General features: G+C 42.9%; 21 protein-coding genes. 20 read left to right on the forward strand and 1 reads right to left on the reverse strand.

Translation table 11 applies throughout. The features are described 5' to 3' along the window. The first annotated feature begins 3 nt into the window (after window positions 1-3). Together sigE and RIL182_RS08445 are read left to right on the forward strand one after the other, a co-directional pair. Complete coding sequence (sigE, locus tag RIL182_RS08440) at window positions 4-735, forward strand: RNA polymerase sporulation sigma factor SigE (RefSeq protein ID WP_006856122.1); 732 nt, start codon at window positions 4-6, stop codon at window positions 733-735. A gap of 128 nt (window positions 736-863) precedes the next feature. Further along, entirely contained in the window at window positions 864-2,474 is a 1,611-nt protein-coding gene (locus tag RIL182_RS08445; RefSeq protein WP_006856121.1) for an MBL fold metallo-hydrolase RNA specificity domain-containing protein, read from the forward strand. On the opposite strand, the gene sigG is transcribed toward RIL182_RS08445, so the two are convergent. Continuing rightward, window positions 2,471-3,250, reverse strand: a complete 780-nt coding sequence (gene sigG, locus RIL182_RS08450) for an RNA polymerase sporulation sigma factor SigG (RefSeq protein ID WP_006856120.1) — start codon at window positions 3,248-3,250, stop codon at window positions 2,471-2,473. The two genes, RIL182_RS08445 and sigG, sit on opposite strands and share 4 nt — an antisense overlap. A 144-nt stretch (window positions 3,251-3,394) precedes the next feature. Between sigG and RIL182_RS08460 the strand changes: the two genes are divergently transcribed. The 18 genes from RIL182_RS08460 to RIL182_RS08545 all read left to right on the forward strand — a co-directional run bounded on the left by RIL182_RS08460 (window position 3,395) and on the right by RIL182_RS08545 (window position 25,248). Beyond that, complete coding sequence (locus tag RIL182_RS08460) at window positions 3,395-3,715, forward strand: hypothetical protein (protein ID WP_006856118.1); 321 nt, start codon at window positions 3,395-3,397, stop codon at window positions 3,713-3,715. Window positions 3,716-3,770: 55 nt separating this feature from the next. Continuing rightward, the gene (gene dapF / locus RIL182_RS08465) at window positions 3,771-4,616 is read left to right on the forward strand and encodes a diaminopimelate epimerase (protein ID WP_006856117.1); all 846 of its coding nucleotides are present in this window, start codon (window positions 3,771-3,773) and stop codon (window positions 4,614-4,616) included. 40 nt (window positions 4,617-4,656) lie between these two features. Next, on the forward strand, window positions 4,657-4,908 hold the full coding sequence (locus tag RIL182_RS08470) for a PqqD family protein (RefSeq protein ID WP_006856116.1): 252 nt from the start codon (window positions 4,657-4,659) through the stop codon (window positions 4,906-4,908). 13 nt (window positions 4,909-4,921) lie between these two features. Further along, window positions 4,922-7,099, forward strand: coding sequence for an NAD-dependent epimerase/dehydratase family protein (locus RIL182_RS08475; protein ID WP_006856115.1), 2,178 nt, complete (start codon window positions 4,922-4,924; stop codon window positions 7,097-7,099). Beyond that, complete coding sequence (locus RIL182_RS08480; protein ID WP_006856114.1) at window positions 7,096-8,007, forward strand: hypothetical protein; 912 nt, start codon at window positions 7,096-7,098, stop codon at window positions 8,005-8,007. The genes RIL182_RS08475 and RIL182_RS08480 overlap by 4 nt, the downstream gene beginning before the upstream one ends. A 20-nt stretch (window positions 8,008-8,027) precedes the next feature. Beyond that, entirely contained in the window at window positions 8,028-10,424 is a 2,397-nt protein-coding gene (locus tag RIL182_RS08485; RefSeq protein WP_243128757.1) for an amino acid ABC transporter permease, read from the forward strand. A 50-nt stretch (window positions 10,425-10,474) separates the two neighbouring features. Further along, window positions 10,475-12,292: a DUF2194 domain-containing protein gene (locus RIL182_RS08490; protein WP_006856112.1), complete on the forward strand. Its 1,818-nt coding sequence runs from the start codon at window positions 10,475-10,477 to the stop codon at window positions 12,290-12,292. A gap of 2 nt (window positions 12,293-12,294) precedes the next feature. Continuing rightward, on the forward strand, window positions 12,295-13,737 hold the full coding sequence (gene pelF / locus RIL182_RS08495; protein WP_134523231.1) for a GT4 family glycosyltransferase PelF: 1,443 nt from the start codon (window positions 12,295-12,297) through the stop codon (window positions 13,735-13,737). A gap of 3 nt (window positions 13,738-13,740) precedes the next feature. Next, on the forward strand, window positions 13,741-15,195 hold the full coding sequence (pelG, locus tag RIL182_RS08500; protein ID WP_006856109.1) for an exopolysaccharide Pel transporter PelG: 1,455 nt from the start codon (window positions 13,741-13,743) through the stop codon (window positions 15,193-15,195). Continuing rightward, a complete protein-coding gene (locus RIL182_RS08505; RefSeq protein ID WP_006856108.1) occupies window positions 15,192-15,575 on the forward strand; it encodes a hypothetical protein in 384 nt (127 codons plus the stop codon). Before pelG ends, RIL182_RS08505 begins: the two co-directional genes overlap by 4 nt. Then, window positions 15,547-16,770 carry a glycosyltransferase gene (locus tag RIL182_RS08510; protein WP_006856107.1) on the forward strand — a complete coding sequence of 408 codons (1,224 nt, stop codon included), beginning with the start codon at window positions 15,547-15,549 and terminating at the stop codon, window positions 16,768-16,770. The genes RIL182_RS08505 and RIL182_RS08510 overlap by 29 nt, the downstream gene beginning before the upstream one ends. Window positions 16,771-16,805: 35 nt before the next feature. Next, window positions 16,806-17,603 (forward strand): glycosyltransferase family 2 protein, encoded by a 798-nt coding sequence (locus RIL182_RS08515; RefSeq protein WP_006856106.1) that lies wholly within the window; start codon window positions 16,806-16,808, stop codon window positions 17,601-17,603. Further along, entirely contained in the window at window positions 17,578-18,819 is a 1,242-nt protein-coding gene (locus tag RIL182_RS08520) for a DUF4874 domain-containing protein (protein ID WP_006856105.1), read from the forward strand. The genes RIL182_RS08515 and RIL182_RS08520 overlap by 26 nt, the downstream gene beginning before the upstream one ends. Window positions 18,820-18,838: 19 nt before the next feature. Beyond that, window positions 18,839-19,825 carry a glycosyltransferase family 2 protein gene (locus tag RIL182_RS08525; protein WP_242655491.1) on the forward strand — a complete coding sequence of 329 codons (987 nt, stop codon included), beginning with the start codon at window positions 18,839-18,841 and terminating at the stop codon, window positions 19,823-19,825. A gap of 45 nt (window positions 19,826-19,870) precedes the next feature. Next, a complete protein-coding gene (locus RIL182_RS08530; RefSeq protein WP_006856103.1) occupies window positions 19,871-21,415 on the forward strand; it encodes a lipopolysaccharide biosynthesis protein in 1,545 nt (514 codons plus the stop codon). Then, complete coding sequence (locus tag RIL182_RS08535) at window positions 21,399-22,664, forward strand: nucleotidyltransferase domain-containing protein (RefSeq protein WP_006856102.1); 1,266 nt, start codon at window positions 21,399-21,401, stop codon at window positions 22,662-22,664. Before RIL182_RS08530 ends, RIL182_RS08535 begins: the two co-directional genes overlap by 17 nt. Before the next feature lies 1 nt (window position 22,665). Then, window positions 22,666-24,087: a DUF4832 domain-containing protein gene (locus RIL182_RS08540; RefSeq protein ID WP_006856101.1), complete on the forward strand. Its 1,422-nt coding sequence runs from the start codon at window positions 22,666-22,668 to the stop codon at window positions 24,085-24,087. Between the two features lie 114 nt (window positions 24,088-24,201). After that, on the forward strand, window positions 24,202-25,248 hold the full coding sequence (locus RIL182_RS08545; RefSeq protein WP_044998669.1) for a glycosyltransferase: 1,047 nt from the start codon (window positions 24,202-24,204) through the stop codon (window positions 25,246-25,248). Window positions 25,249-25,268: the final 20 nt, after the last annotated feature.

The raw sequence follows: 25,268 nt of genomic DNA on the forward strand, positions 1-25,268 counted from the left end.
AAAATGTACATAAAATTTGCGATACCAAAGATAAGAACGATGATATTTCCTGGTATTTTTCGAAAGAAAAAGGATGAGGTGCATTATATCGGAGGCGCAGAGGTGCTTCCGCCGCCGCTTGCCGGTGAAGATGAGGCGGTATGCATAGAGATGCTTACCAGTGATGAGAGCGGACAGCTTGCAAGAAAACAGCTGATTGAACATAACTTGCGGCTTGTGGTGTATATTGCAAAAAAATTTGATAATACCGGCGTCGGGGTGGAGGATCTGATTTCTATCGGTACGATTGGTCTGATCAAAGCAATCAACACATTTAATCCCGGGAAAAATATCAAACTTGCGACCTACGCTTCGAGATGCATTGAAAATGAAATTCTGATGTATCTGCGGCGAAACAGCAAAACGAGAATGGAAGTGTCTATTGATGAGCCTTTAAACGTGGACTGGGACGGAAATGAGCTGTTACTTTCGGATATCTTAGGAACCGATGAGGACGTGATCTATCACGACATTGAAACGGATGTGGAACATCGGCTGCTTAAGACAGCGATTGGAAAACTATCTGGCAGGGAACGGATGATCATTGAACTGCGGTTTGGGTTAAATTCCATCGATGGAGAGGAAAAAACCCAGAAAGAGGTTGCGGATATGCTTGGTATTTCCCAGTCCTACATATCCAGACTGGAAAAAAAGATCATGGGAAGACTGAAAAAAGAAATCGTGCGTCTTGAGTAAAGTCTCTCTGCTTTTTGTCTGGTAAAACGACAAAATAGTTAAAAAATATATAAAATATGAAAAAATATTGTGCATATAGCTGAAAAATAGTATAATGAAAGAAAAGCAGACAGAATGGGGGACTTCATATGGTATTGGAATTTTTAGGCGCAGCACATGAGGTAACAGGCAGTTGCCATTATCTATCCTTTGGAGATAAGCATATACTGGTGGACTGTGGTATGGAACAGGGGCCGGATCTGTACACAAATCAGGAGATTCCGGTCAATGCAGCGATGATCGATTATGTATTTGTGACGCATGCACATATTGATCATTCCGGATTATTGCCGCTTTTATACAATCATGGTTTCCGCGGCAAAATATACTGTACCTTAGCGACCAATGAACTCTGCAACATTATGCTCAAAGACAGTGCACATATCCAGATGTTCGAGGCAGAATGGCGCAATCGTAAGGCAAAACGGGCCGGAAAACCGGAAGTGGTGCCTCTTTATGATATGAATGATGCGATGAGTGTACTGAGCCATTTTGTGCCGTGTGATTATCAGAAAAAGATCAAAGTCTGTGACGGACTTGAGATCCGTTTTGTAGATGCAGGTCATCTGCTTGGATCCTCAAGCATTGAAATGTGGGTGAGGGATGATGATGGTACAGAGGTAAAACTGGCATTTTCCGGTGATATCGGACCAGGTAACCGTCCGCTCATCAAAGATCCGGAATACATCAAAGATGCCGATTATGTGATCATGGAGTCAACCTATGGTGACAGAAAACACAATACACCTCCGGATTTCGCGATCGCCCTGGCAAAAGTGATCAAAGAAACATTGTATGAACGCGGCGGTAATCTGGTCGTTCCTGCATTTTCCGTGGGCAGAACACAGGAGATGCTTTATTTTATCCGCAGGATCAAGAGTGAGCATCTGCTGCCGGAATTTGAAAATTTTGAGGTATACATAGACAGTCCGTTAGCGGTTGAAGCGACAAGCATTTTTAACAAGAGTGTGGAAGAATGTTTTGACGAAGATGCGAGAGCACTTGTGCAGCAGGGGATTAATCCGATCGGATTTCCGGGACTTAAAATGGCGATCACAAGTGATGAGTCAAAAATGATCAACTTTAATGATAATCCCAAAGTTATTATCTCTGCATCCGGAATGTGTGAGGCGGGACGTATCCGCCACCATTTGAAACATAATCTGTGGAGAAAAGATTCCACGATCTTATTCGTGGGATATCAGGTGCCGGGAACACTTGGCTTTTCACTCTTAAATGGTGCAAAAGAGGTAAGGCTCTTTGGTGAGACAATCGAGGTTGCGGCAAGAATCGAGAACCTGCCGGGTATCAGCGGCCACGCAGATGTGGAACAACTGACAAAATGGGCGGCAGCATTCGAAAATAAGCCGAAAAAAGTATTTGTGGTACACGGGGAAGACAAAGTTACGGAGCAGTTCGCGGATCATTTGAAAGATACTTTGGGGTATGAGGCCTATGCGCCGTTCCCGGGAGATGCATTTGACCTTGCAACCGGCGAGCAGGTACGCGAAGGATCCAGAGAACGGGCAGAGAAGAAGATAACAGAGAAGAGCCGTGCATCGAGCAATGTATTTGCAAGACTGCTTGCTGCAGGCCAGAGACTTCTTACGGTTATCAATAAGTGTGAGGGAATGCCAAACAAAGAACTTGGCAAATTTGCAGATCAGATCAATGCTCTGTGCAATAAATGGGATCGTTAGAGCGACAGATAATGACGAATGGATTTTAACGCAGATTTTTCTAAGCGGCTGACCTGAGCCTGGGAGATATGGATCTCGTCAGCCACTTCCATCTGCGTTTTTCCTTCAAAAAAGCGAAGTTTTAAGATATAATTTTCACGTTCGTTTAACCGGTCGAGAGCATCGTTTAGGGACAGCTCTTCAATCCAGTTTTCTTCCCGGTTTTTCTTGTCACTGATCTGGTCCATGACATAGAGTGTGTCACCGCCATCGGTGTAGACCGGGTCATAAAGACTGAGAGGACTCTGGATGGCATCGAGGGCGAAAACGATGTCCTCTTTAGAAATGCCGGATTCGGCGGCAATTTCGTCGAGAGTCGGCTCTTTGTTTTCCGTCTTTGAGAGTATTTCTTTGGTGTGGATTGCCTTGTAGGCAGTGTCGCGCAGGGAACGGCTGACGCGGATAGAGTTATTGTCGCGCAGGTAACGTCTTATCTCACCTATAATCATGGGAACTGCGTAAGTGGAAAACTTAACCCCGATCGTCGGATCGAAGTTGTCGATGGACTTGATCAGGCCGATACAGCCGATCTGAAACAGATCATCTACATTTTCGTGATTGCCGGAAAAACGTTTGATGACACTTAATACCAGCCTGAGATTGCCTTTGATATAAGTTTCTCTGGCGGCGGTATCTCCCTGTTTGATCCGTGCAAACAGAGCATCTTTTTCCTCTTCTTTCAAAATGGGGAGTTTTGCGGTGTTGACGCCGCAGATTTCTACTTTATAAGAAGCCATGCTGTTTATCCTCCGGAATTTTATCTTTACCATAAAGAGCATGCTTCAAAAGGATGAATTTTATTCAGAAATTAACTTTTTTTCCAATGGGTTTCGTGCTAAAATAAAAAGGTATCAAAAATCAGAACAGAGTGTGGTGCAGTGATGATGAAAGACATGATCGATAAGAGAAATGAACGGGAACGTATCGCAAGAAGTATTATCAAGTACTGGAATGTGAACTATATTCCGAGAACGCAGGCTGATTCCGGGATGCAGAAGCAGACTGCGGAGGCAGAAAATGCGCAAGACCAGACTATGGATCCAAATATGCAGGAAGACTACAATAAAGCAACGAACGCATATTCGGGTAAATATGGTCAGGAGAAAGACTTAGACGAAGTGACGAAAGATCAGATTGACAAGATCCTCCACGAGAAGGCGGAACATATTCACCAGTTGTTTGAAAATGGGGGAGTAGAGTAACCATTTCCTGTTATTCTGCATATGATATCACAAGGAAAATGGCAGAGGAATCAAGATGTCTGAGATCATACTTGGCAAATACCATGGAGTTGGCAATGATTATCTGATCTTTGATCCGAAGAAAAATGATGTAGTTTTAAATGAGAGATTGATAAGGCAGCTTTGTAGACGCAATATTGGTGTCGGTGCAGATGGAATTTTGTACGGACCGGTTATGGAAGATAAAAAAATTAAAGTACGAATTTTTAATCCGGATGGAAGTGAAGCTGAAAAAAGCGGCAATGGCATCCGGATTTTTTCAAGATATTTAAAAGATGCCGGATATGTAAAAGAAAGGCAATATTATCTGACCACGAAAGCGGGGGAAACACTGGTAACATTTTTGGATGATGCTGGAAACTGTATGCGTGTGGATATGGGATATGCGGTCTTTGAGGCAGAACAGATCCCGGCACTTGGATTTGAGGGAGAAGTTGTGGGAGAATCGATATTTTTCTGCGACAATTTTTATAATGCGACCTGTGTATCCATGGGAAATCCAAATTGTGTTATTATGCTTGAGAGGGTAGATCGTGAGAAAGCACTGCATTTAGGACCATATGTGGAAAATGCAAAATATTTTCCAAACCGTATCAATATGCAGCTTTGTCAGATCGTAGATGAAAAAAATATACAGGTTGAAATTTATGAACGCGGGGCGGGGTATACATTTGCTTCCGGCACCGGAGCCTGTGCGGCAGCAGCGGCTTCTCACCGTCTGGGATTAGTCGAAGATGCAGTGACCGTACATATGCACGGTGGAGATCTTTTTATCGAATTTGAAAAGGATGGAAGAATTTTCATGACAGGACCAGTCGTATATATAGGAAAGATTACTGTGGCAGAACAGTTTTTTGCCTGACAGAAAACGAAAGTGGCGAAAAGAGGGGAAATAAGTTACAATGAAAGAACGGTATCAATTACGCCAGGCAGCGGGGGCATACTGGCTTTTGGATATGGAGCAGGGGGAACAATATCAAAAACCATTCATGTTGAACGAGTGCGGTGCATATATATATCGTGCGTATATTTCAGGAATGTCTGAGGATGAGATCATGCAGGCATTTGCAAAAGAATATGGATTGTCATTCTCCTGCGCACAAAGCGACGTAGGGCAGTTTATGATGGAGTTAAGACAACAGGGAATTATTTGAGAATGGAGCAGGTATGAATATATTGCTAGTTGGGAATGCCGGCAATTTTATGCGGCTTATGATCAACAGACTGAATAAGGAAGGACACAGGGTCTTTGTGCTGACAGAAGAACCAAAGAAGGGATACAGCCTGAAGAAAGTATTTGAAGTGTATCATTTTTCGTATGAGGATGCCTGTGTGCGGGAGGTATTAGAGAGTATTATGCCACAGGTAGTAGTTTTTCTGGGGGCATATGACCATAATTTTTCCTGGAACAGGGTGGAAAACACAGCGGCGTCCTATGCAGCGGGACTTACGAATATACTGATGAATTATACCGCTTTAAAGAAAGGCAGGTTTGTCTATCTTTCTTCGGAGAGTGTTTTTGGCGGTGGAAGCGCACAGTTTATGACAGAGGATGATCCTACCGGGGCATACAGCAAGAAAGGCCAGGCGATCGCTATCGGAGAAGATATCTGTAAAAATTATGCAAGGATGGGGAATGATGTTGTGATTCTCCGCCTCGATCATTTGTATGGGGAAATACGAAAGAAAGAGGATACAGATACGATCTGTGCGGATATGTGCCTCGAAGCAGTCCAGACCGGAGAGATCATTGCGTCGCAGAATGAAAAAATAATGCTTCTGCATGAGGCGGATGCGGTGGAGTTTATCTACCAGATAATGGTGGCAAAAGACCATAAACATACCCTCTATCAGTTATCTTCCGGGGAGAAAATGTCACGGTATGAGCTTGCCCAGGCTGTTGCCGCAGGAATGGAGAATGAGGTCAGTATCGTAGAAGAGGAAAACAAAAAATACCGGGAAGTTATGCTTTCCGGTAAAAGATACGATGAAGAATTTGGAAGCCGTGTGCTTCATCATGCAGAAACAGATGTGGAAAAGATTGCGGCTTATTTCAGCAGACATGTATCTGAATTTACAGATGCAGGGCAGAAAAAGGGATATCTGTTTCGAAGATTAGGCAGCAGGACAAAAGAAATCATAACGAATCTGATTCCTTTTATGGAAAACCTGATTTGTTTTATTCCGTTTTTCATGTTGAATAACCGTGCAGTCGGAAGTGAATACTTTCAGAATATTGATTTTTATCTTCTGTATGTGCTGTTGTTTGCACTTGTATACGGGCAGCAGCAGGCAACATTTTCTGCATTGCTTGCCGTGGCAGGGTACTGTTTCCGGCAGATGTACCACAGAAGCGGATTTGATGTTATGCTTGACTATAATACCTATGTCTGGATCGCGCAGCTTTTGATCTTAGGTCTGGCAGTGGGATATCTGAGAGACCAGCTTCGTGCAATGAGGGAGGAACAGCGGCATGAAGTATCATACTTAACCAAGCAGTTAGATGATATTTCGGATATCAATGTCAGCAATGTCAGGGTAAAAGAAATTCTCGCAAACCAGATCGTAAACCAGAATGACAGTTTTGGAAAATTATATGAGATCACATCCAGTTTAGAGCAGTATGAACCCTGTGAGGTACTTTTTTATGCGGCGGAAGTACTTGCAAAACTGATGGGAAGCAAAGATGTGGCAATCTATACGGTGGCAAACCGTTCCTATGCACGTCTTTTTTCTGCAACATCGGAGAAAGCACGCAGCCTCGGTAATTCAATCAATTACAGCGAAATGGATGCCATGTATACGGTGCTTGCCGGGAAGAAAGTTTATATTAATAAAAATATGGATGAAAGATATCCGCTTATGGCAAATGCCATTTATTCGGAAGATGAGATGCAGCTGATTCTGATGATCTGGGGAATTCCGTGGGAGCGGATGACGTTAGGACAGGCGAATATGCTGACGGTTATCGGTTATCTGATTCAGAATGCGGTGGTGCGTGCAAACCGTTATATTTCTGCCTTAGAGCAGCAGCGTTACATAAAAGGAACGAATATATTAGAACCGGAAGCCTTTTTAGCACTTGTAAAGGCATATTTAAATGCGCGTGATAAAGGATTGACACAGTGTGCACTGCTTTCCGTGGATACAAAGGAAAATGACCGTGATGAGGTCGGGAAAAGGCTTATCAAACTCCTTAGACAAAGCGATTATGTCGGTGAACTTGAAGGTGGAAAAATGTATGCGCTTCTTGCAAATACCAGTGCAAAAGATGCGACCATGGTAAGAGAAAGATTTGAAAAAGAGGGTGTGTCCTGCCAGATACAGGAGGATGTATTTGTATGACGGTTGTGGAAAAGAGATTTTGTATCGTTCTTCTGATCAATACGGCTGTTGCTGTTTTATATGTGATAGGAAACAGCAGGATCAGGCAGAAAGAAAAAAATACAGATATTCTGATGAAGGGGATCGTGATGTTTCTCTGCCCGGTAGTGGGACCGTTGTTTTTTTTGGCGGGACTGGTGTTTAACAAGGTTTTTTTCCGGCAGAACGTGGATCTTGAGGATGTTATTTTCAGCAAGGAGCGTGTAAAGACACATCTTCGGGCAGATGAGGAAAGGGAAGGAAATTTAGTACCGATTGAGGAGGCACTTGCGATCAGCGACAAAGACAGTTTAAGAACGCTGGTCATGAATGTGGTCCGTGGGGATGTACAGAATTCTCTGGCATCCATCTCGCTTGCGTTAAACAGTGAGGACACGGAAACATCACATTATGCCGCTACAGTATTAAGGGATGCATTGAATGATTTCAGAAAGCGTGCACAGGAACTTTACCTTCAGATGAAACAGGAGGGAGTTGATGCGGCAGAAGCAGCCTGTATCCTGATTGAGTATATGCATGGGGTATTGATCCAGGAGGTGTTTCATGAAAAGGAACAGCAGACCTACATCGATATGATGGAGGAGGCATGTAATTTTCTGGATGAAAAATACCAGGAGAAACTGCAGGCTTCCTATATTGAGGGACTTTGCGTTCTGCTTCTTAAGATAAAGGATTTTAAGCGCATGAAATATTGGTGCGATAAGAGCAGGGAACTCTATCCGGCAGAATTATCTACCTATACCTGTTATTTAAAACTTTATTTTACAGAGGGAAACAAAAAACATTTTTTTGATGAATTGGAAAAATTAAAAAATTCAGATATTGTGATCGACAGGGAAACATTGGAATTAATTCGTATTTTTAGCTAAAGGAGGTGATGGCAGTGTCGATGAAAGTCCTGACTGTGTTACAGTTTATCAGCATTTTCACAATTTATACGGGACTTTTTATCGCAGTTCCGGCACTGCTTCTGCACCGCAGGTTAAAAGATGAAATATTTAGTGTACGGTTTTTCTTTTATATCGTATTAGGTCATTTCTATCTGATCAATCTGGTATTATTTCTTCAGCTGCTTCATATTTCAGGCAGATTTACGCTGATTTTGGGCAGTGCACTTCCAGTCGTTATATCCTTGGTACATACGAAAAGAGTTTCACCTAAAAAAATCGGACATATCATAGGAAACAGAACATCCCATGTGATCCGGGAGACGCTTGGCATTAAATTACTTCTTCTGGAGATTGTACAGTGGATTGGCAGAAAAATTAAGAAACTGTGTGGCAGAATGTGTGGGCTGATCATCAGGCATTTTGCAGATGGAGTGCTGTTTGTTGTATTTACTGCAACGGTTCTGGTAATGTATGGAACCAATATGATAAATACATACGGTTATTGTGCATCCGATATACCGGTACACAATTACTGGATCAATGCGATGGGGCAGAATGATGTGTTTGTAGCTGGAATTTATCCATTTGGATTCCACTGCGTAATTTATTATATCCATACGGTAACAGGGATTGAAACGTATGTGCTGCTCCGGCTTTTTTATGTGGTGCAGGTCTTATATATCCATTATGCACTTCTGGCATTTTTGAAAGCGTGCTGCAGGACATCGTATTGCGCATGGGGAGCTGTATTTGTCTATGTACTTGCTGCATTTTTTAACAGGAATACTTACTCGCGTTATTACAGTTCGCTGCCTCAGGAATTTGGCATGATATTTATCCTGCCCGGCATTTATTTTATGTATGCCTTTTTAAAACAGCGGAAGATAGAAGTGAATCAATGCAACAAGGAAAGAAATGCTGCCGGATTAAAAACCTGGAAATGCAAAAGTACCCGTTATCTTATGGGATTTATTGCAGGATTTGGACTTACGCTGATCGTACATTTTTATGATACTATGGTAGCAGGGTTGTTTTGTATCGGTATTGCAGGAGGATACCTGTTGCGTATTTTCAAAAAGGAGTATTTTTTCAGGGTTCTTGCGACTGGTCTTTTAAGTATCTTCTTGGCAGTGCTTCCGATGGGAATTGCCTTTTTACAGGGTACGCCTTTACAGGGATCGCTGGGCTGGGGACTCAATGTAATTAATGGCAGCAATAATACGGGTGCTGAGGAGGAAGATGAAGCAGATATCCCTGGCAGTGAAAAGGAAGAAATAAATACAAATACACAGAGTGTGACGGATCAGAGCATGACGGAAAGTACGGATACTGCCGGGAGCATAACGGATCAGACAATGTCAGAAAATGGTGTGGAAAATGCACAGATGACAGAAGGGACGCAGGTAAAAACAACAAGGTTTGGTATGCTGGTGGAAAAGATACGTTTCCGGATTACGGATATTACCCAAAACGGATTGGATTATCTGTGGACAGGAGTGCACAATGTTGTAATGCTTCAGGCAAGCGTGCCATGGATGTTGTTTATTTTTGGGTGCGAGGGATTCTGCCTGATCGGTGGACTATTGTTTACGCTCATTGGAAAACATGATTATGGATCAATGCTGATGTCCGCAGGATTTGGTCTGCTGCTTTTGATGATGTTTCTTTCTGCATGGCGTTTTGGACTGCCACATATCATGGATGCAAGCCGGTGCAGTATCTACGTCGCTTATATGATACCGGTAGCGATAGGACTTGGAATGGACGGTATGGTAACATTGGTCTTTGGATTTTTTAAGCGGAATATCTGGATGAATCTTGTTTCACTGATGACGTCAGCGGCACTTGCTGCGACACTTGTCAATGGAAATCAGATCCGTACGCCGTCAATATTGACGGCACTGCAGTCGAATGCGGCGATTACCTGTCTGGCAAATATAAAGCGGGAGAACGAAAAGTATAAATATACAATCTGTTCTGCGAATGATGAACTGCGAATGATGGAAGATTATGCACGTCATGAGGAAACAATTACATTTTTACGGAGTATGGAAGGAGATGCGGTCAATGGAAATCTGACGCTGCCGACAGACCGCGTATATTTCTTTATTGAGAAGATACCACTTGATTATACCGTGGCATATGAGGGAAGCGGACAGCTCATTTCAGAAGAAGGAGCAAAAAAACCGCTGCCAACAGCAGGAGATATTTCGGTTTATGAAGGTGAAAACCGATGGATCGTAATGTCAAGAATGTATTACTGGGCACAGGCATTTATGGAACTGTATGGAAAAGAAATACAGGTGTATTATGAAACAGATGATTTTATCTGCTATGTGGTAGAACAGAATACCTACAGTTTATATGATTTTTCAATCGATTATGGATATAATTGACGGAAAAAATAATGGCTGCAGGATGAGATGGATTTGGAAAGGAAAATGTGATGGTATCCCGAAGAAATTTTGCTGCAATCACGATCATGTTAATGATTTTACTGTTTATGTTTCAATTTACGGGTGTGATGAAGGATAAATTAAGTAAATATGGGATCAATGAATACAAGGAAAGTGCCACAACGGAACTGACAAAACAGAATATGTATCTGGCATCCGGGCAGAATATACAGAAAACAGCAGGTGTGCTGTATATTGGAAACAGTGAGGCAGTAAAGAATACCGTAAAATGGTGGTGTACATATAGCAAACGTGAATTTCAGACAGCGGACTCTTTTGATGGTATCGTGTCGGAAGACAGCAGGCTGCCGGATATTTGGGTTTTAGATGGAACCTGTCTGAATACCAGGGATAATATAAAGGCGGTCAGTGATGCAGCCGAAAAGGGAGTAAATGTTATAGTTTCAGGACTGCCGGATGCAGAGGAAATTGAGAAGAACGACCGTTTGAGAAAGCTGCTTGGAATCCGATATGTGGAACAGAATGAAGTGACACTTGACGGCATACACTTATTTGAAGGATTTCTGCTCGGCGGGGAAGTGATCTATCAGGCAAAAGATGAGGAAGAAGAGAAAAATAAGGATATGGATCTTAAAATTCCATGGTATGTGACGGGGGAGGGCACAAAAAGTTATATGGTCGGAATACTCTCAGATGTTCGGCCGGACAGCGGAAGACAGCCTGCCATTATATGGAGAAACGGACTGGAAAATGCCTGTGTGTTTTGCATTAATGGAAATTATTTAAAGGATAATTCCGGTATTGGCATTCTGGATGCAATGATGGCAGAATCGTATTCGTTTGAGATTTATCCGGTGATCAATGCACAGAATCTTGTGATTGCAAATTATCCTGGATTTGCGTCGGAAAATGAAGATAAAATGGAAAAAATATACAGTCAGTCACAAAAGGCATTATTTCGAGAAATCATCTGGCCGTCGCTGGTCGCAATTGAACGAAAGATCGATGCAAAACTGACCTGTATGATGACACCGCAGTTTGATTATGGAGATGAAAATGAGCCACGGGAGGGAGAAGTGGCATATTATCTGAAATTATTGAAAGAAGAATACGGGGAGGCAGGACTTTCATCCGGCAATGTATCTGGAACCGGGCTGTCGGAAAAAATGGAGAAAGACGAAACGTTTTGGAAAAAAGAGGCACCAGATTATTGTTTTCAGTCATTATACCTGCAAAATGAAGACGAACTGGGGGATGCTTTGGAATGCGAGGAACTTGATGGAATAAGGACGATTGTAACCAGGGAATCACAGACCAGCGACGAACCGATCGTTTCCTTTGCAGGGGAAGAGGTGACACTGCAGCGTGCTACCGGAGATGGTGTGAATCATACATTTATGGATGATTTCAGACAGAGATGTATCCAGACCGCATTGGGGTATTCGAATACGGTATGGGATCTGCTTGCAGCAGCATATCCGGAGAAAAAGGATGATGCGTGGGAGATCCTTTCGAAGGAAGCAGCGTCTAATATCTGTACTTATCAGAAACCGTTTACGGCATTTGATGAGACAACGATCTCAAAGAGCGATCAGAGGATAAGGAGATTTCTGGCACTTTCTTATTCAGCAGAATCTGAAGATAATATGATTTCCCTGCATGTTGACGGATTAGAAGAGGAAGCGTGGTTTTTACTGCATACGGGAACACGCGAAGCAGAGGATATACAGGGAGGAAGTTTTTCTGTAGTGGAGGATGGTGTTTACCTGATCTGTGCAGAAGAGGATGAGGTAAAAATCCGGTTGAGTGAGGAAGAAGAAAAGCAATTGTTTTATTACGAGGATTGAAAATGAAAGTATGTATTGTAGCAGAGGGATGTTATCCTTATGTGGTGGGCGGTGTTTCCAGTTGGATCAACAGTATGATAAAAGCTTTTCCCGACATAGAATTCGTGGTGCTTGCGATTGTAGCAAACCGTTCATACAGAGGAAAATTTGTTTATGAACTGCCGGAAAATGTGTCGGAAGTTTATGAGCTTTATCTGGAAGATTATGACTGGGTAGAGCAGGAAAAAAATAAAAAACTGCATCTGCGTCAGAATGAATATGAGGCACTGCGGTCATTACTTTTAAACCGGAATGTTGAGTGGGATACGTTGTTTACGTTGTTTGAAAAGAAAAATTTTTCATTGAACGCGCTTTTGATGGGAGAAGATTTTTTAAATGCTGTGCGGGAATGTTATCAGCTCAGATATCCACAGGTTGTTTTTTCTGATTTCCTCTGGACCATGCGTTCCATTTATCTGCCACTGTTTCTGACCTTGAAAATGGAACTGCCCGAGGCGGATCTTTATCACTGTGTTGCGACCGGATATGCGGGAGTGATCGGAAGCATGGCAAAAAAAAGATATGGATGCGGACTAATGGTTTCGGAGCATGGAATTTATACCAGGGAGCGGGAGGAGGAGCTGATCCGTGCAAAGTGGGTAGGCGGTATCTATAAAAATATCTGGATCGAACAGTTTAAAAAAATGTCCCTGCTCGCATACCGGTATGCAGATCAGGTAACCTGTCTTTACAAGCATGCCATGGAACTTCAGATCGAACTCGGATGTCCGGCAGAAAAAATAAAGATCACACCGAACGGTATTGATGATCAGAGATTTGTCAGATGTCTTGAAGAAGAGAGAAAAGAAGATGACACCATCAATATCGGAGCGGTGTTAAGAATTGCGCCGATCAAGGATGTCAAAACGATGATAAGAGCCTTTGCTTATGCCAAGAAAGAGGCACCAAAACTCGCATTGTGGATCATGGGACCATCCGATGAGGAAAAAGAATATGCCAAAGAATGTTTTGAACTGGTGGATCTTCTTGGCGTGGAGGATGTGATCTTTACCGGAAAAGTCGATGTGACAGAATATCTTGGGAAGATGGATATGACCATACTCACAAGCATCAGTGAGGGACAGCCACTGACGATCTTAGAGAGTTTTGCGGCAAAAAAACCGGTGATTGCAACGGATGTAGGCAACTGCAGGGGGCTGATCTACGGGGAAGGCGATTCATTTGGGGAAGCCGGGATCATTACACATATCATGAATGTGGAGGAGATTGCGGCAGCGATGGTAGATCTGGCATGCCACAGAGAAAAGAGGATTGGCATGGGAAAAAACGGATACCGGAGACTAAAGAGCCGGTATCTTGTGGAGGATATGAAAGAAACATACCGGCAGATTTACCGGCAATTTGAGGATGAAGGCAGAGTGCAGGGAAAGAAAGGGGATGTGTGATCTATGGCAGGAATAGGCGTAAAACTTCAGAAAATTTATGACAGGCGCACGATCCTTGCAAATCTGGCAGGATTCGGTTACAGTACCATGGTCACGATCGCACCCATGTTTGTCGTGATCGGAAATGTGATGTTAATGAGCCATTTTCTTGGATACGAGACAGTAGGGTATGCGAGAAGAGGATTATTTTCAGGCACGGTACTTTATATTTTTATATTTTCCCTGCTGGTTGCGGCACCGTTTAATGCTGTATTATCGAGATATATGTCCGATATTATTTATGAGGAAAAGTACGAAGATATCCTGCCATGTTATGATGTCGGATTATTTTTAAATATTTGTTTCGGGTGTCTGTTTGCAATCCCGTTCTGTGTCAGAGAGTATCTGAAGGGGCAGGTGGATCTGGTGTTTGTGTTTACCGGGTTTTGCGGCTTTATATCGCTTCTTCTGGTATTTTATTCCATGCTGTATCTGTCGATCTGCAAGGACTATCAGAAAATATCATTATTTTTCCTGATGGGTATGGCAGCGGCATTTGGGCTTGCGTGGCTGCTCGTGAAAGTGTTTCACAGGGACATCATATACAGCATGCTTCTTTCACTTACGATCGGATTTTTCCTGACGGCGGCGATATCAGCGGCAACGATTAAGAGTTATTTTAAAAGGAACAGCCGCCAGTACCGCAAGGTGCTTCATTATTTCAAAATTTACTGGCACCTTATTGCGACAAACCTATTGTATACGTTAGGATTGTATATACATAATTTTATATTCTGGACGACGGACTTAAAGATGACGGTGGCACATACGTTTGTCTATGCGCCTGCATATGATATGGCGACCTGTCTGGCAATGTTTACGAATCTTTCGTCGACCATCATTTTTATCAGCCGCGTGGAAATGCATTTTCATGAGAGGTACAAGGCATATTCGGAGGCTGTTATCGGTGGCAGATGGGAAGATATCAATAATGCAAAAAACAGAATGTTCCGCCAGCTTGCATCTGAACTTATGAATCTTGTGAGAATCCAGTTTATTGTCTCGGTCGTGCTTTATCTGCTCTGTGTGATATTTTTGCCGGGAATGGGCTTTTCAGGACTTGTGATGCAGATTTATCCGTGTCTTGCAGCCGGTTACTTTATTCTTTTTTTGCTGTATGCGGAACTGATTTTTCTGTATTATTTTAATGATATGACAGGAGCACTTTTAACGGCGGTCTGCTTTTGTCTGGGTACGTTTTTTGGAACGCTGTTTTCAAAACAGCTTCCTGATATCTGGTATGGTGCAGGACTTGTCATGGGAAGTTTCCTTGGCTTTACCGTCGGATATTTCAGGCTTCGCTGGGTGGAACGCCATATGGATGTACATATTTTCTGCCAGGGTGAATTGTTTAAGATAAAGCGGGGAAGAAAACCTTCCGCAAAAAGTTATGACAGAAAAGAGGGGATAAAAGCATGATATTGAAAATGATGTTGATTGTTGTTGGAATTTTTCTGCTCATTTTGGATCTTTTTATGTATGCAAGGCAGAAACTGACGGATGGGATCGGACTTGGCTGGGCGATTGTTTCTGCGACATTTCTTGTATCTGGCATTGCGGTAAGTACGGATGCAGCCACATACCTGTGGAATGGAGCAAAAAGTGTGGTACTGTTTGCATTTGCTGTGTTTGTTGTTATAATCCTGTTTTTATTTAAAATCAGTATGGCAGTGTCTGTTGTGGTGGTAAAAAACCAGGAACTGGCGATGCAGGTATCACTGCTCAATCAGGAAAATGAAAGAATATTGCAGGAACTGAAGGGGCTTGTGGATGAAAAAGAAAATATTGTTCGTGATTAATACATTAGGCGGAGCCGGTGCGGAGATGGCACTTTTAGAACTGCTTGAAAAACTGGAAAAGGAAAATGAAAAGACAAAAGATGTGCAGTATGAGATCTCTCTTTATGTTCTGATGGGGCAGGGGGAACTGGTGAAAAAACTGCCCAAAGAGGTCCTGCTGAAAAATAAATCTTATCAGCCTCTGTCGGTTTTGCAGAAAGAGGGAAGATATTTTATGTATAGGACGATTTTAAAGACCATGTTCGTCCGGGGTACCGTATTCTGTCTGCTGCCATATCTTTTGTCATCACTTGCGGATATGTTAAAACGGCGGAAGGTGCTGCCGGATAAGCTGCTCTGGCGTGTGCTCTCCGATGGAGGAGAACGTTTTGCGGAAGAATATGATCTTGCAGTTGCCTATTTAGAGGGTGGATCTGCATATTACGTTGCAGATCATGTCCGTGCAAAGAAAAAGGCGGCATTCATACATATTGATTACACAAAGGCAGGCTATACCAGAAAGTTAGACCGTGACTGCTATCTGAAATACGACGCCATTTTCCCAATCGGGGAGGATGTAAAGCAGCAGTTTTTAAAAGTCTACCCGGAATGTGCCGGCCGGACAAAGGTTTTTCATAATATTATCGATACAGAGAAAATAAAAACAAAAGCATCGCTGCCCGGCGGATTTTCTGATGATTTTGATGGCATCAGGCTTCTTACAGTCGGCCGGCTGACGGAACAGAAATCTTACCCGACAGCAATCAGGGCGATGAAAAAAATCAAGGAGAAACATAAAAATGTCCGCTGGTATGTTCTCGGAGAAGGACCGGAACGAAAGAGACTCGAACATCTGATCGATTCTTTGGGATTACAGGAGGATTTTATTCTGTCAGGTTCTGTGGAAAATCCGTATCCGTATTACAAAAGTGCAGATATCTATGTACATGCGACCGGATTTGAAGGAAAAAGTATTGCAATACAGGAGGCACAGACGCTTGGACTTCCAATCATTGCATCGGAGAGTAACCGGGAACAGATCGAAAATGGCGTGGATGGTATTTTATGCAGATTAGAACCGGAAGCGGTTAGTGAAGCTGTATGCAGGATGATGGAAGATGAGAAACTGAGAAACCGGTATCGGGAGGCATCTCTTAAGAAAAATGTTGTCTATGAGAAAGATATGGAGCTGCTTACCGGTTTACTGTTTCGCTGACAGAAAAAATACATACAGCAAAAAAGAGGAGTGGGATGGAAATGAAAAAGCAAAAAGAGTTATTGATTATTATGCCTGCTTATAATGAGGAAAAGAATATTGAAGCGGTGCTTTATGAGCTGGAAAAGCCGGAAATTTCATCCATTGCGGATATTCTTGTTATGAACGATGCATCTTCTGATTCAACAAACTGGGTGGTGAAGGCACATGGCCATACATTAGTTACGCATGTGTTTAACCTTGGTTATGGCAGTGCACTGCAGCTTGGATATAAATATGCAATACGAAGAAAATACAAATATGTGATACAGATGGATGCGGATGGGCAGCATGATGTCTGCAATATTCCAAAGATTTATGAGAGACTCCGGCAGAGGGATGCAGATGGAAGATATCCGGATATCGTGCTTGGATCGAGGTTTATGGAGGGGAGTTCTGATTTTCCGGTTTCCGTGACCAAAAAACTGGCATATGCGCTGTTCCGCCAGATGATCAAAATGACGACGGGACGTCATATCTGTGATCCGACGACAGGACTCCAGGGACTTAGCCGGAAGGCATTTTTGTACTATTCTAAATATAAGCATTTTGATGATAAGTATCCGGATGCAAATATGATCATTCAGATGCTGCTGCTTGGATTTAAAGTGGAAGAGATACCGGCAGTCATGCACAACAGGCAGACGGGAGTCAGTATGCATTCCGGACTGAAACCGGTTATTTATATGTTTCGCATGGTGTTTTCGATTATCGGAGTGGTATTCCGTGTAAAAGTATTAAAAATTGATGCGGGGGCGGGGAACGAAGATGTTTTTCTGGAAGAACAGAAATAAAAAACATTTTACAGTCAGATTTCCGGAGGAGAGCAGGGAAGTATGTACAAATCCGGGCAGAGGATGGTACCATATTTATACATTTACACTGGATAAAAGAGAGAAAGATGGACTTTTATATCAGCCTTACTGGGATGATGAAACATTAGTGCTGGTACGGTTTGATATCGGGGCATTTCGTGGAATGAGCCTTTCAGAAGAGGCACTGGAATATGCAGATGAAATTTTAAAATGTTTTCACAGCCGGGGAAAAGAAATCATTCTGCGCGTTTTGTATGATACACAGGGGAAAGGAATGGAACGGGAACCGACATTGTTCTCCATTGTTTTAACTCATATGAGGCAGCTTGGAGCTGTTGTGCGTGCATATGAGAGCGATATCCTTATCACGCAGGGGTTATTTATCGGTAACTGGGGAGAAATGCATGGATCAAAGTTTTTAGATCAGGAATACATCCGGAAACTCTATGCTGCATGGAGGAAGGCAATTGGACCCGACATCAGAATCGCACTCAGAAAACCGTCTTTTTGCCGTATGGCAGTGACAAATGAGAATGACAAAGCAGTACCAGGGGTATTTGATGATGCGATTTTTGGCTCAGAAAATCACATGGGAACTTTTGGAGTGAAACGTCGTGCGGACAGTGCATGGACAGAGGACTGGTGCATTGCAGATGAAATCGGTTATATGCAGGAAACCTGTGGTCAGATCCCGTTTGGAGGCGAGGTGCTTTCCGGTCAGAATCCTGCTGCAAAGGAAATGCTGCGGGCATTGTGTGATTTGCGGGTTTCATATTTGAACAGTATCCATGAAGAGCAGGTTCTGAACCGGTGGAAGCAGATGGAATATGGGGAATGGGGCAGTTTCTACCAGTATATCGGTGCACATCTGGGGTATCGTTTTGTGGCAGGGAGTGCAGTATTTTATACGGACAGGATTGAGGTGGAGATAGCCAATACAGGATTTTCAAATATCTGTGATAAAACAGAACTTGCACTTGTAAGAGAGAATGAGGATGGAACGGAAGAAGTGTATCAGGCAGATTATGATCTTCGGATGCTGGCAGGACAGGAGACGGTAAAAATCGTATTTCTGCTGTCAGGACTGCAGGATGAGAAGAAGGACAGATATTTTCTGAAACTGACAAGATGCAGAGGAAACGTGGCAATCCGTTTTGCAAATGAAGGGGGAGAAGAACGGTTGTATCTCAGATAAAAAGGGAGCATGGAAAAACATGACGAAAGAAACAGATAAGATCAGTGTGATCGTGCCGGTATATAATGTGAAAAACTATTTAGAAGACTGCGTGCAAAGTATTACACACCAGACGTATCCGGATCTGGAGATCCTTCTGATCGATGATGGTTCCGATGATGGTTCCGGGGAGATCTGTGACAGACTTCAGATGACGGATGCACGGATCAGGGTATTTCACGAAAAACATAAGGGTGTATCCGGTGCAAGAAATAAAGGACTGAAAGAGGCGGCTGGCGCATATATCGCATTTGTTGATTCGGATGATGTATTAGAACCGGATATGTATACCTATCTGATCCGGCTTTTAAAAACACATGAAGCACAGATTGCTGCATGCTCCGGTTGGTATAAATATGATGCCGGTGTGGGGAAAAAATTTGAAAGTCCGGCAGATGTGGTCTGCATGAACGGAAGAGAAGCGCTTGGTGTTTTGCATGAGAGAAGCTACCTGCGTGCCTATGTCTGGAACAAATTGTTTCAGCGGGAGGTCCTTGACGGAATTCGTTTTTCAACGGAATTGTCGTTTGCGGAAGATTACGAGATGTTCTGCCGGGTATTAGAACAGTGTGACACGATTGTGTGCGGAACAAAAGCGGAGTATTACTATATGCAGAGAAAATCCGGCATATGTAATCGTGGATACGACGGGATATACCAGAAGGCAATGATGATGTTTGAGGATTACTGCAATGTGTATTCCCGCAGATATCCCCAATATAAAAAAATATTTGAGAACCATTATCTGTTTGACCTGATGGGGATGGCTGCCGCAATGAGCCGGAATGGCAATTATGTTGCTGCAGACTGCAGAAAAATAAAAAAATACGTCAGGCAGAAACTGCCACAATATCTTACAGATAAAAAGGTTTCTCTTTACTTAAAGGGAAGTGCCTGTGTGGTCAGTGTCAGTGTGAGAGCGTTTGGTGCGGTCTATCGGATGCTGCACTGCGCAGAATTTGAATAATCTGATAGAAACTCTGAGAAAAATGAAAGAAAGGTGAGAACACATATGGAGAAGAGCAGAACAGAATATTCGACCATGAATACCGTGGTTGCCATGATCTCAAGGATTGCTGCGATTCTGATGGGGTTTGTGACACGTGTGGTATTTACACACACACTCAGTGAGAGTTATGTCGGAATCAATGGACTTTTCACGGATATCTTAAATGTACTCTCACTGACAGAGCTTGGTGTGGAAACGGCGATCAGTTATGCACTCTATCGTCCAATCGCACAGGGAGATATCAGAAAACAGCAGATCCTGATGCGGATGTTTAGGACATTTTATCGTATCACGGCAGGCTGTGTGGTAGTGTTAGGATTGTCGATCATTCCCTTTTTTGATGTTCTCATGAAAAACCGGCCGGATGTTGATCATCTGATGCTGATTTATTTTTTATATCTGGCAAATTCAGTCGTTTCTTATCTGCTGGTATATAAACGTACCCTGATCGAAGTGCATCAGTTAAACTATATTGTTCTTTTATACCAGACGGCATTTCTGATCTTACAGGATATCTGTCAGATCGTCATTTTATTTACGACACACAACTTTATTTTTTTCCTGAGTATTTATATTGTATGTACACTGCTCTCTAATATCTGCATTTCCCGAAAGGCGGATCGTATGTATCCGTACCTGAAAGAGAAAACGAAAGAGCAGCTGCCGGAGGATGAAAGAAAAGATATATTCCGCAATATAAAAGCCATGCTGATGCATAAACTTGGAAATGTGGTGGTCAATAATACCGATAATCTGCTGATTTCTTCTTTTGTGGGCGTCATCAGTGTTGGCATTTATTCTAATTATTTCCTTCTGATCGGCTCAGTCAGACAGGTGTTAGACCAGATTTTTCAGGGAATCACCGCAAGTGTTGGTAATCTGGGAGCTACAGAAGATGAGGGCAGGGTAAAAAGCATTTTTGAGACTGCTTTTTTTATCGGAAACTGGCTTTACGGGGCGGCGGCGATCTGCTTGTATGAACTTTTAAATCCGTTTGTGGAGCTCGCTTTCGGAAAGCAGTATCTGTTTGATATGCCGGTGGTCTTAATCTTATGTATTAACTTTTATATCAATGGAACGAGAAAAGCGGTGCTGACATTCCGGGACTCGCTTGGATTGTTCTGGTTTGACCGGTATAAAGCACTGGTGGAAGCGGTGTTAAACCTTGCTATTTCACTGATTCTGGTATGGAAATTTGGAACATTCGGAGTGTTTGCCGGAACATTTCTCTCTACCATGCTCACCTCTGTATGGGTGGAACCATATGTGCTGTACAGACACAGACTGCATGCGAAGGTGGCTCCGTTTTTTGTCCGCTATGTGATCTATACAGCGGTAACCGGTGTGATCTGGTATGGAACAGACCGGCTTTGCTTATTTGCGGATGGTGGAAGGGTGATCGTATTTTTAAAGAGATTTTTCATATGTGCTGTGGTGCCGAGCCTTGTGATGCTTCTTTGCTTTTGCCACACAAAAGAATTTGGAATTGTAAAGAGAAAAGCACTTGCTATATGGAAAAAGAGGTGGACAGATGGAAGAAAAAAATAAAGAGAAAGAACTTATATTGTGCAGTCTTTTGGATGCAGCACTACATGCAGAACCGCATGTAGAAAATCAGGCAGCTTTAAAGCAGAAATGGGAACGATTAAAACAACAGGAAACGGACTGGGAAAGTATTCTTTCCATAGCGGATCGTCATCGTGTGCTGCCGCTTTTGTATGACGTATTGGAAAATATTCTGCCAGAGGACGGGGCAGACTGGAAAAGAGTGCAGGAGAGAAGTACGCAGACTGTATGGCAGTCCTACCGTCTGCTTTTTATGAGCCGGTATGTGACAGGTCTTTTGAAAGATGCGGGAATTGATACGATATTATTAAAGGGAAGCGGCGTAGCAGGACTTTATCCGGTGCCGGAACTGCGCAAGTCGGGGGATGTTGATCTTTTAGTTGAGAACGGAAAGATGGCGCAGGAGGCTGGCAGATGTCTGCAGGTGCATGGATTTGTGGCAGAGAGCGGACATCAGGAAAATCACCATCTTACTTATATGAGCCCGGAAGGAATCCGTTTAGAGCTGCACAGTGCATTAGTGGAGCCGTTTGATTCAACGGAAGTGAACACTTTTTTGGAAAAATGTCAGAAAGATTTTTTTGAAAACAGGGTTACTGAAAATGTCATGGGAGTGGATTTTTTCCTGGCCTCGCCATCATATCAGGCATTTTATCTGTTATTACATATGCTGCAGCATTTTTTGCGTTCCGGATTTGGCTTAAAACTTCTTTGCGACTGGGTTGTATTCTGGGAACATGGATGTACGGCAGAGGAGGAAGCAAAATTTTTAACACTGGTCAGAGAATGCGGCATCTTAAATCTTGCATGTGTAGTTACGTTATTTTGTGTCAGATATCTGGGATTATCAGAAAACAAGGTGCAGTTTCTGGAAAAGGCAGGAGAAGCCGGGGCAATGAAAGAGGAGGCTTACCTGGAAGAGTTTTTTACAGAGATCATGGAAGCCGAGGAATTTGGTGAAGCAGATTCAAAACGCATGGTAGCCATGAGGGGAACAGGATGGATTGATTATATCAGGGAGTTTCATCATCAGATGCACCTAAGCCATCCGAAAGCCGGGCAGTATAAAATACTTTATCCCATTCTGTGGGTAAGGACATTTTTCGGTTTTGTATACCGCAACCGGAAACTTCGTGGAATATCAAGTATTGCCATCTTAAAAAATGCAAAGAAACGAAGCCGGCTGGTAACGAAGATGAAGCTGTTTCAAAAGAATAAATACGAGGAATAAGATGAGAAAAAAATTACTGTTTTTCATTTTGTTTGTGTTAATGATCACCGGAATTGCTGTGGGGATACATGATTATTTTCACTGGCAGGTAATGCTTACCACGGAGACTTTTACGGAATCTACGGAGAAAATCTGGAATCCGAATCGTGGATTTTATCATATTTATGGTTTTCTGATTTCGGATGAACCGGCGGATATGAGTGAGCAGTTAGACAGGCAGATGCAAAAAGATACAGATCATGCCCTTGCCATGGCGCAGATCAATTTAAGGGAATACCGGGACAAAGAAATATCAAAGGAAGGTCTGCAGAATATCGAAAGACTTTTTCAGGCGATGTCTGTGACAAAAGAGCACTGGATCGTACGGTTTTTGTATGACTGGAATGGGGAAAATGAGAAGTATGAACCGGAGAGTATCGATTTTGTGATAAAACATATGCAGCAGGTTGGAGGAATATTAACAGAATACAGTGACTCTGTGTTTACATTACAGGGGCTCTTTGTCGGCAACTGGGGGGAACTCAATGGGACAAAGTATGCAGATCAGCAGTCTTTACAGCAGCTTGCAAAACAGCTTGTAAAATCGACGGATAGCCAGATGTATCTTGCAGTGCGGACACCGGTACAGTGGCGGAAGATCCTGGAAAGTGCAGATGCAGACTTGCAGGAAGATCGTAAAAATCCGCTGTATGACAGGCTTGGACTGTTCAATGACGGAATGTTAGGAAGTGGCAATGACTGTGGTACTTATGGTGAAAAAAGTGCCGCAGAGGCAGGTACAGATCAGGCGTGGAACCGCATGGAAGAACTTACTTTTCAGGAAAAATTGTGTTCCCGTGTGCCAAATGGCGGGGAGGTCATCATAGACAATGAATATAATGATTTAGAGTGCGCTATTGCGGATTTAAAAACCATGCATGTGACTTATCTGAATCAGGACTATGATGCGGCAGTATTAGAAAAGTGGGCGTCATCTGCGGTACAGACATCGGACTGCTTTGACGGGATGGAAGGACTTTCGTATATAGAGAGGCATTTAGGTTACCGTCTGGTGTTGTCGGATGTTTTTATGCAGCATGATTTCTGGGAAGATACGGCAGAAATAAAAGTGTCACTTAAGAATGTCGGATTTGCACCGGTCTATAAAGAGTGTGAACCGGTATTCCTTGTGAAAGATGAAACAGGTCAGACGATTTATGAGGGAATCCCCTCAGGGGCTATTGCGTCACTTGCCGGGGGAAATGAAGCAGAAAAAAAGGAGAACTTTTTAACAAATATACCGCTTCGGGGTGTAAAGGCTGGATGTTACAGTGTATATTTTGCGGTGCGGGATACGGCGACCGGCAGTTTTATCACATTCGCAAATGATCAGAAAATAGAACAGGAAGGATATAAGATCGGAACCATTTTACTGGAATCGTAAAATGGTTCCGATTTTGTTTAGAAATAATTTCGAAAATATTTAAGAAAAGCTGTCCGTTCTCTTAAGAGTTTTCCCGTAAGATTATCTGTGAAAGGAAAGGGAGGGAAGCTTAGGATGGAGAACAGAGAAAAATATCTGAGTTTTGTGGTTCCATGTTACAACTCTGAAAGTTATATGGCGAGGTGTATCGAATCGCTTCTGCCGGGCGGAGAAGATGTGGAGATCATTATTATAGATGACGGTTCAAAGGATAAGACAGTGGAGATCGCGGATGCATATCAAAAACAATATCCGGATCTTGTGAAAGTGATACATAAGGAGAACGGTGGACACGGTTCCGGTGTCAATGCGGGACTTGCCTGCGCAAGGGGTGTTTATTTTAAGGTGGTGGACTCCGATGACTGGCTGGACGGAACTGCCTATCAGAAACTTTTAGAAAAAATCAGATATTACTGCAAAGAGGCGGGAAGGGGCGAAGAAAAGCCGGATCTGTTTGTCTGCAACTATGTATACAATCATCTGGAGCAGCAGATAACGCGCAGTATGGGATACGGGAATGTGTTTCCTGCAGAAAAAATCTGCCACTGGAGTGAGACAGGGCATTTCCTGCCGTCCCAGTATCTGGTCATGCATGCCTTGGTTTACCGCACGGAAATATTGCGGCAGTCGGGAATTGTTCTGCCGGAGCATACGTTTTATGTGGACAATCTGTTTGCCTACTGCCCGCTGCCGTATGTCAGAAATATTTTTTATATGGATATTGATCTGTACCAGTATTATCTTGGCAGGGATGACCAGTCTGTCAACGAGCAGATGTTAAAAAAGCGGATCGACCAGCAGATGAAAGTGACCAGAATGGTGATCGCGGGGGCAGATCTTACAAAAATAAAAGAGAAGGAACCAAAACTGGCATCGTATATGTACCGCAATATCTCGATCATGATGGCGATCTCATCGATTCACCTGCTTTTGATCGGAAATGAGGAAGCACTGGAAAAGCGAAAGAATCTGTGGGGAGAGATCAAAACATCCAATCCGAAACTGTACTATAAATTGAAATACGCGAGTCTGAGCGGATGGACGGATCTGCCCGGAGCAGTTGGAAGGCGGCTGACCATTGGCGGTTACCGTCTTGCGAATGCAGTTTACAGATTTCAGTAAAATGCAAAAAATAGAAAAAA

This window comes from Roseburia intestinalis L1-82 (assembly GCF_900537995.1).
GTDB classification, from domain to species: Bacteria; Bacillota; Clostridia; order Lachnospirales; family Lachnospiraceae; genus Roseburia; species Roseburia intestinalis.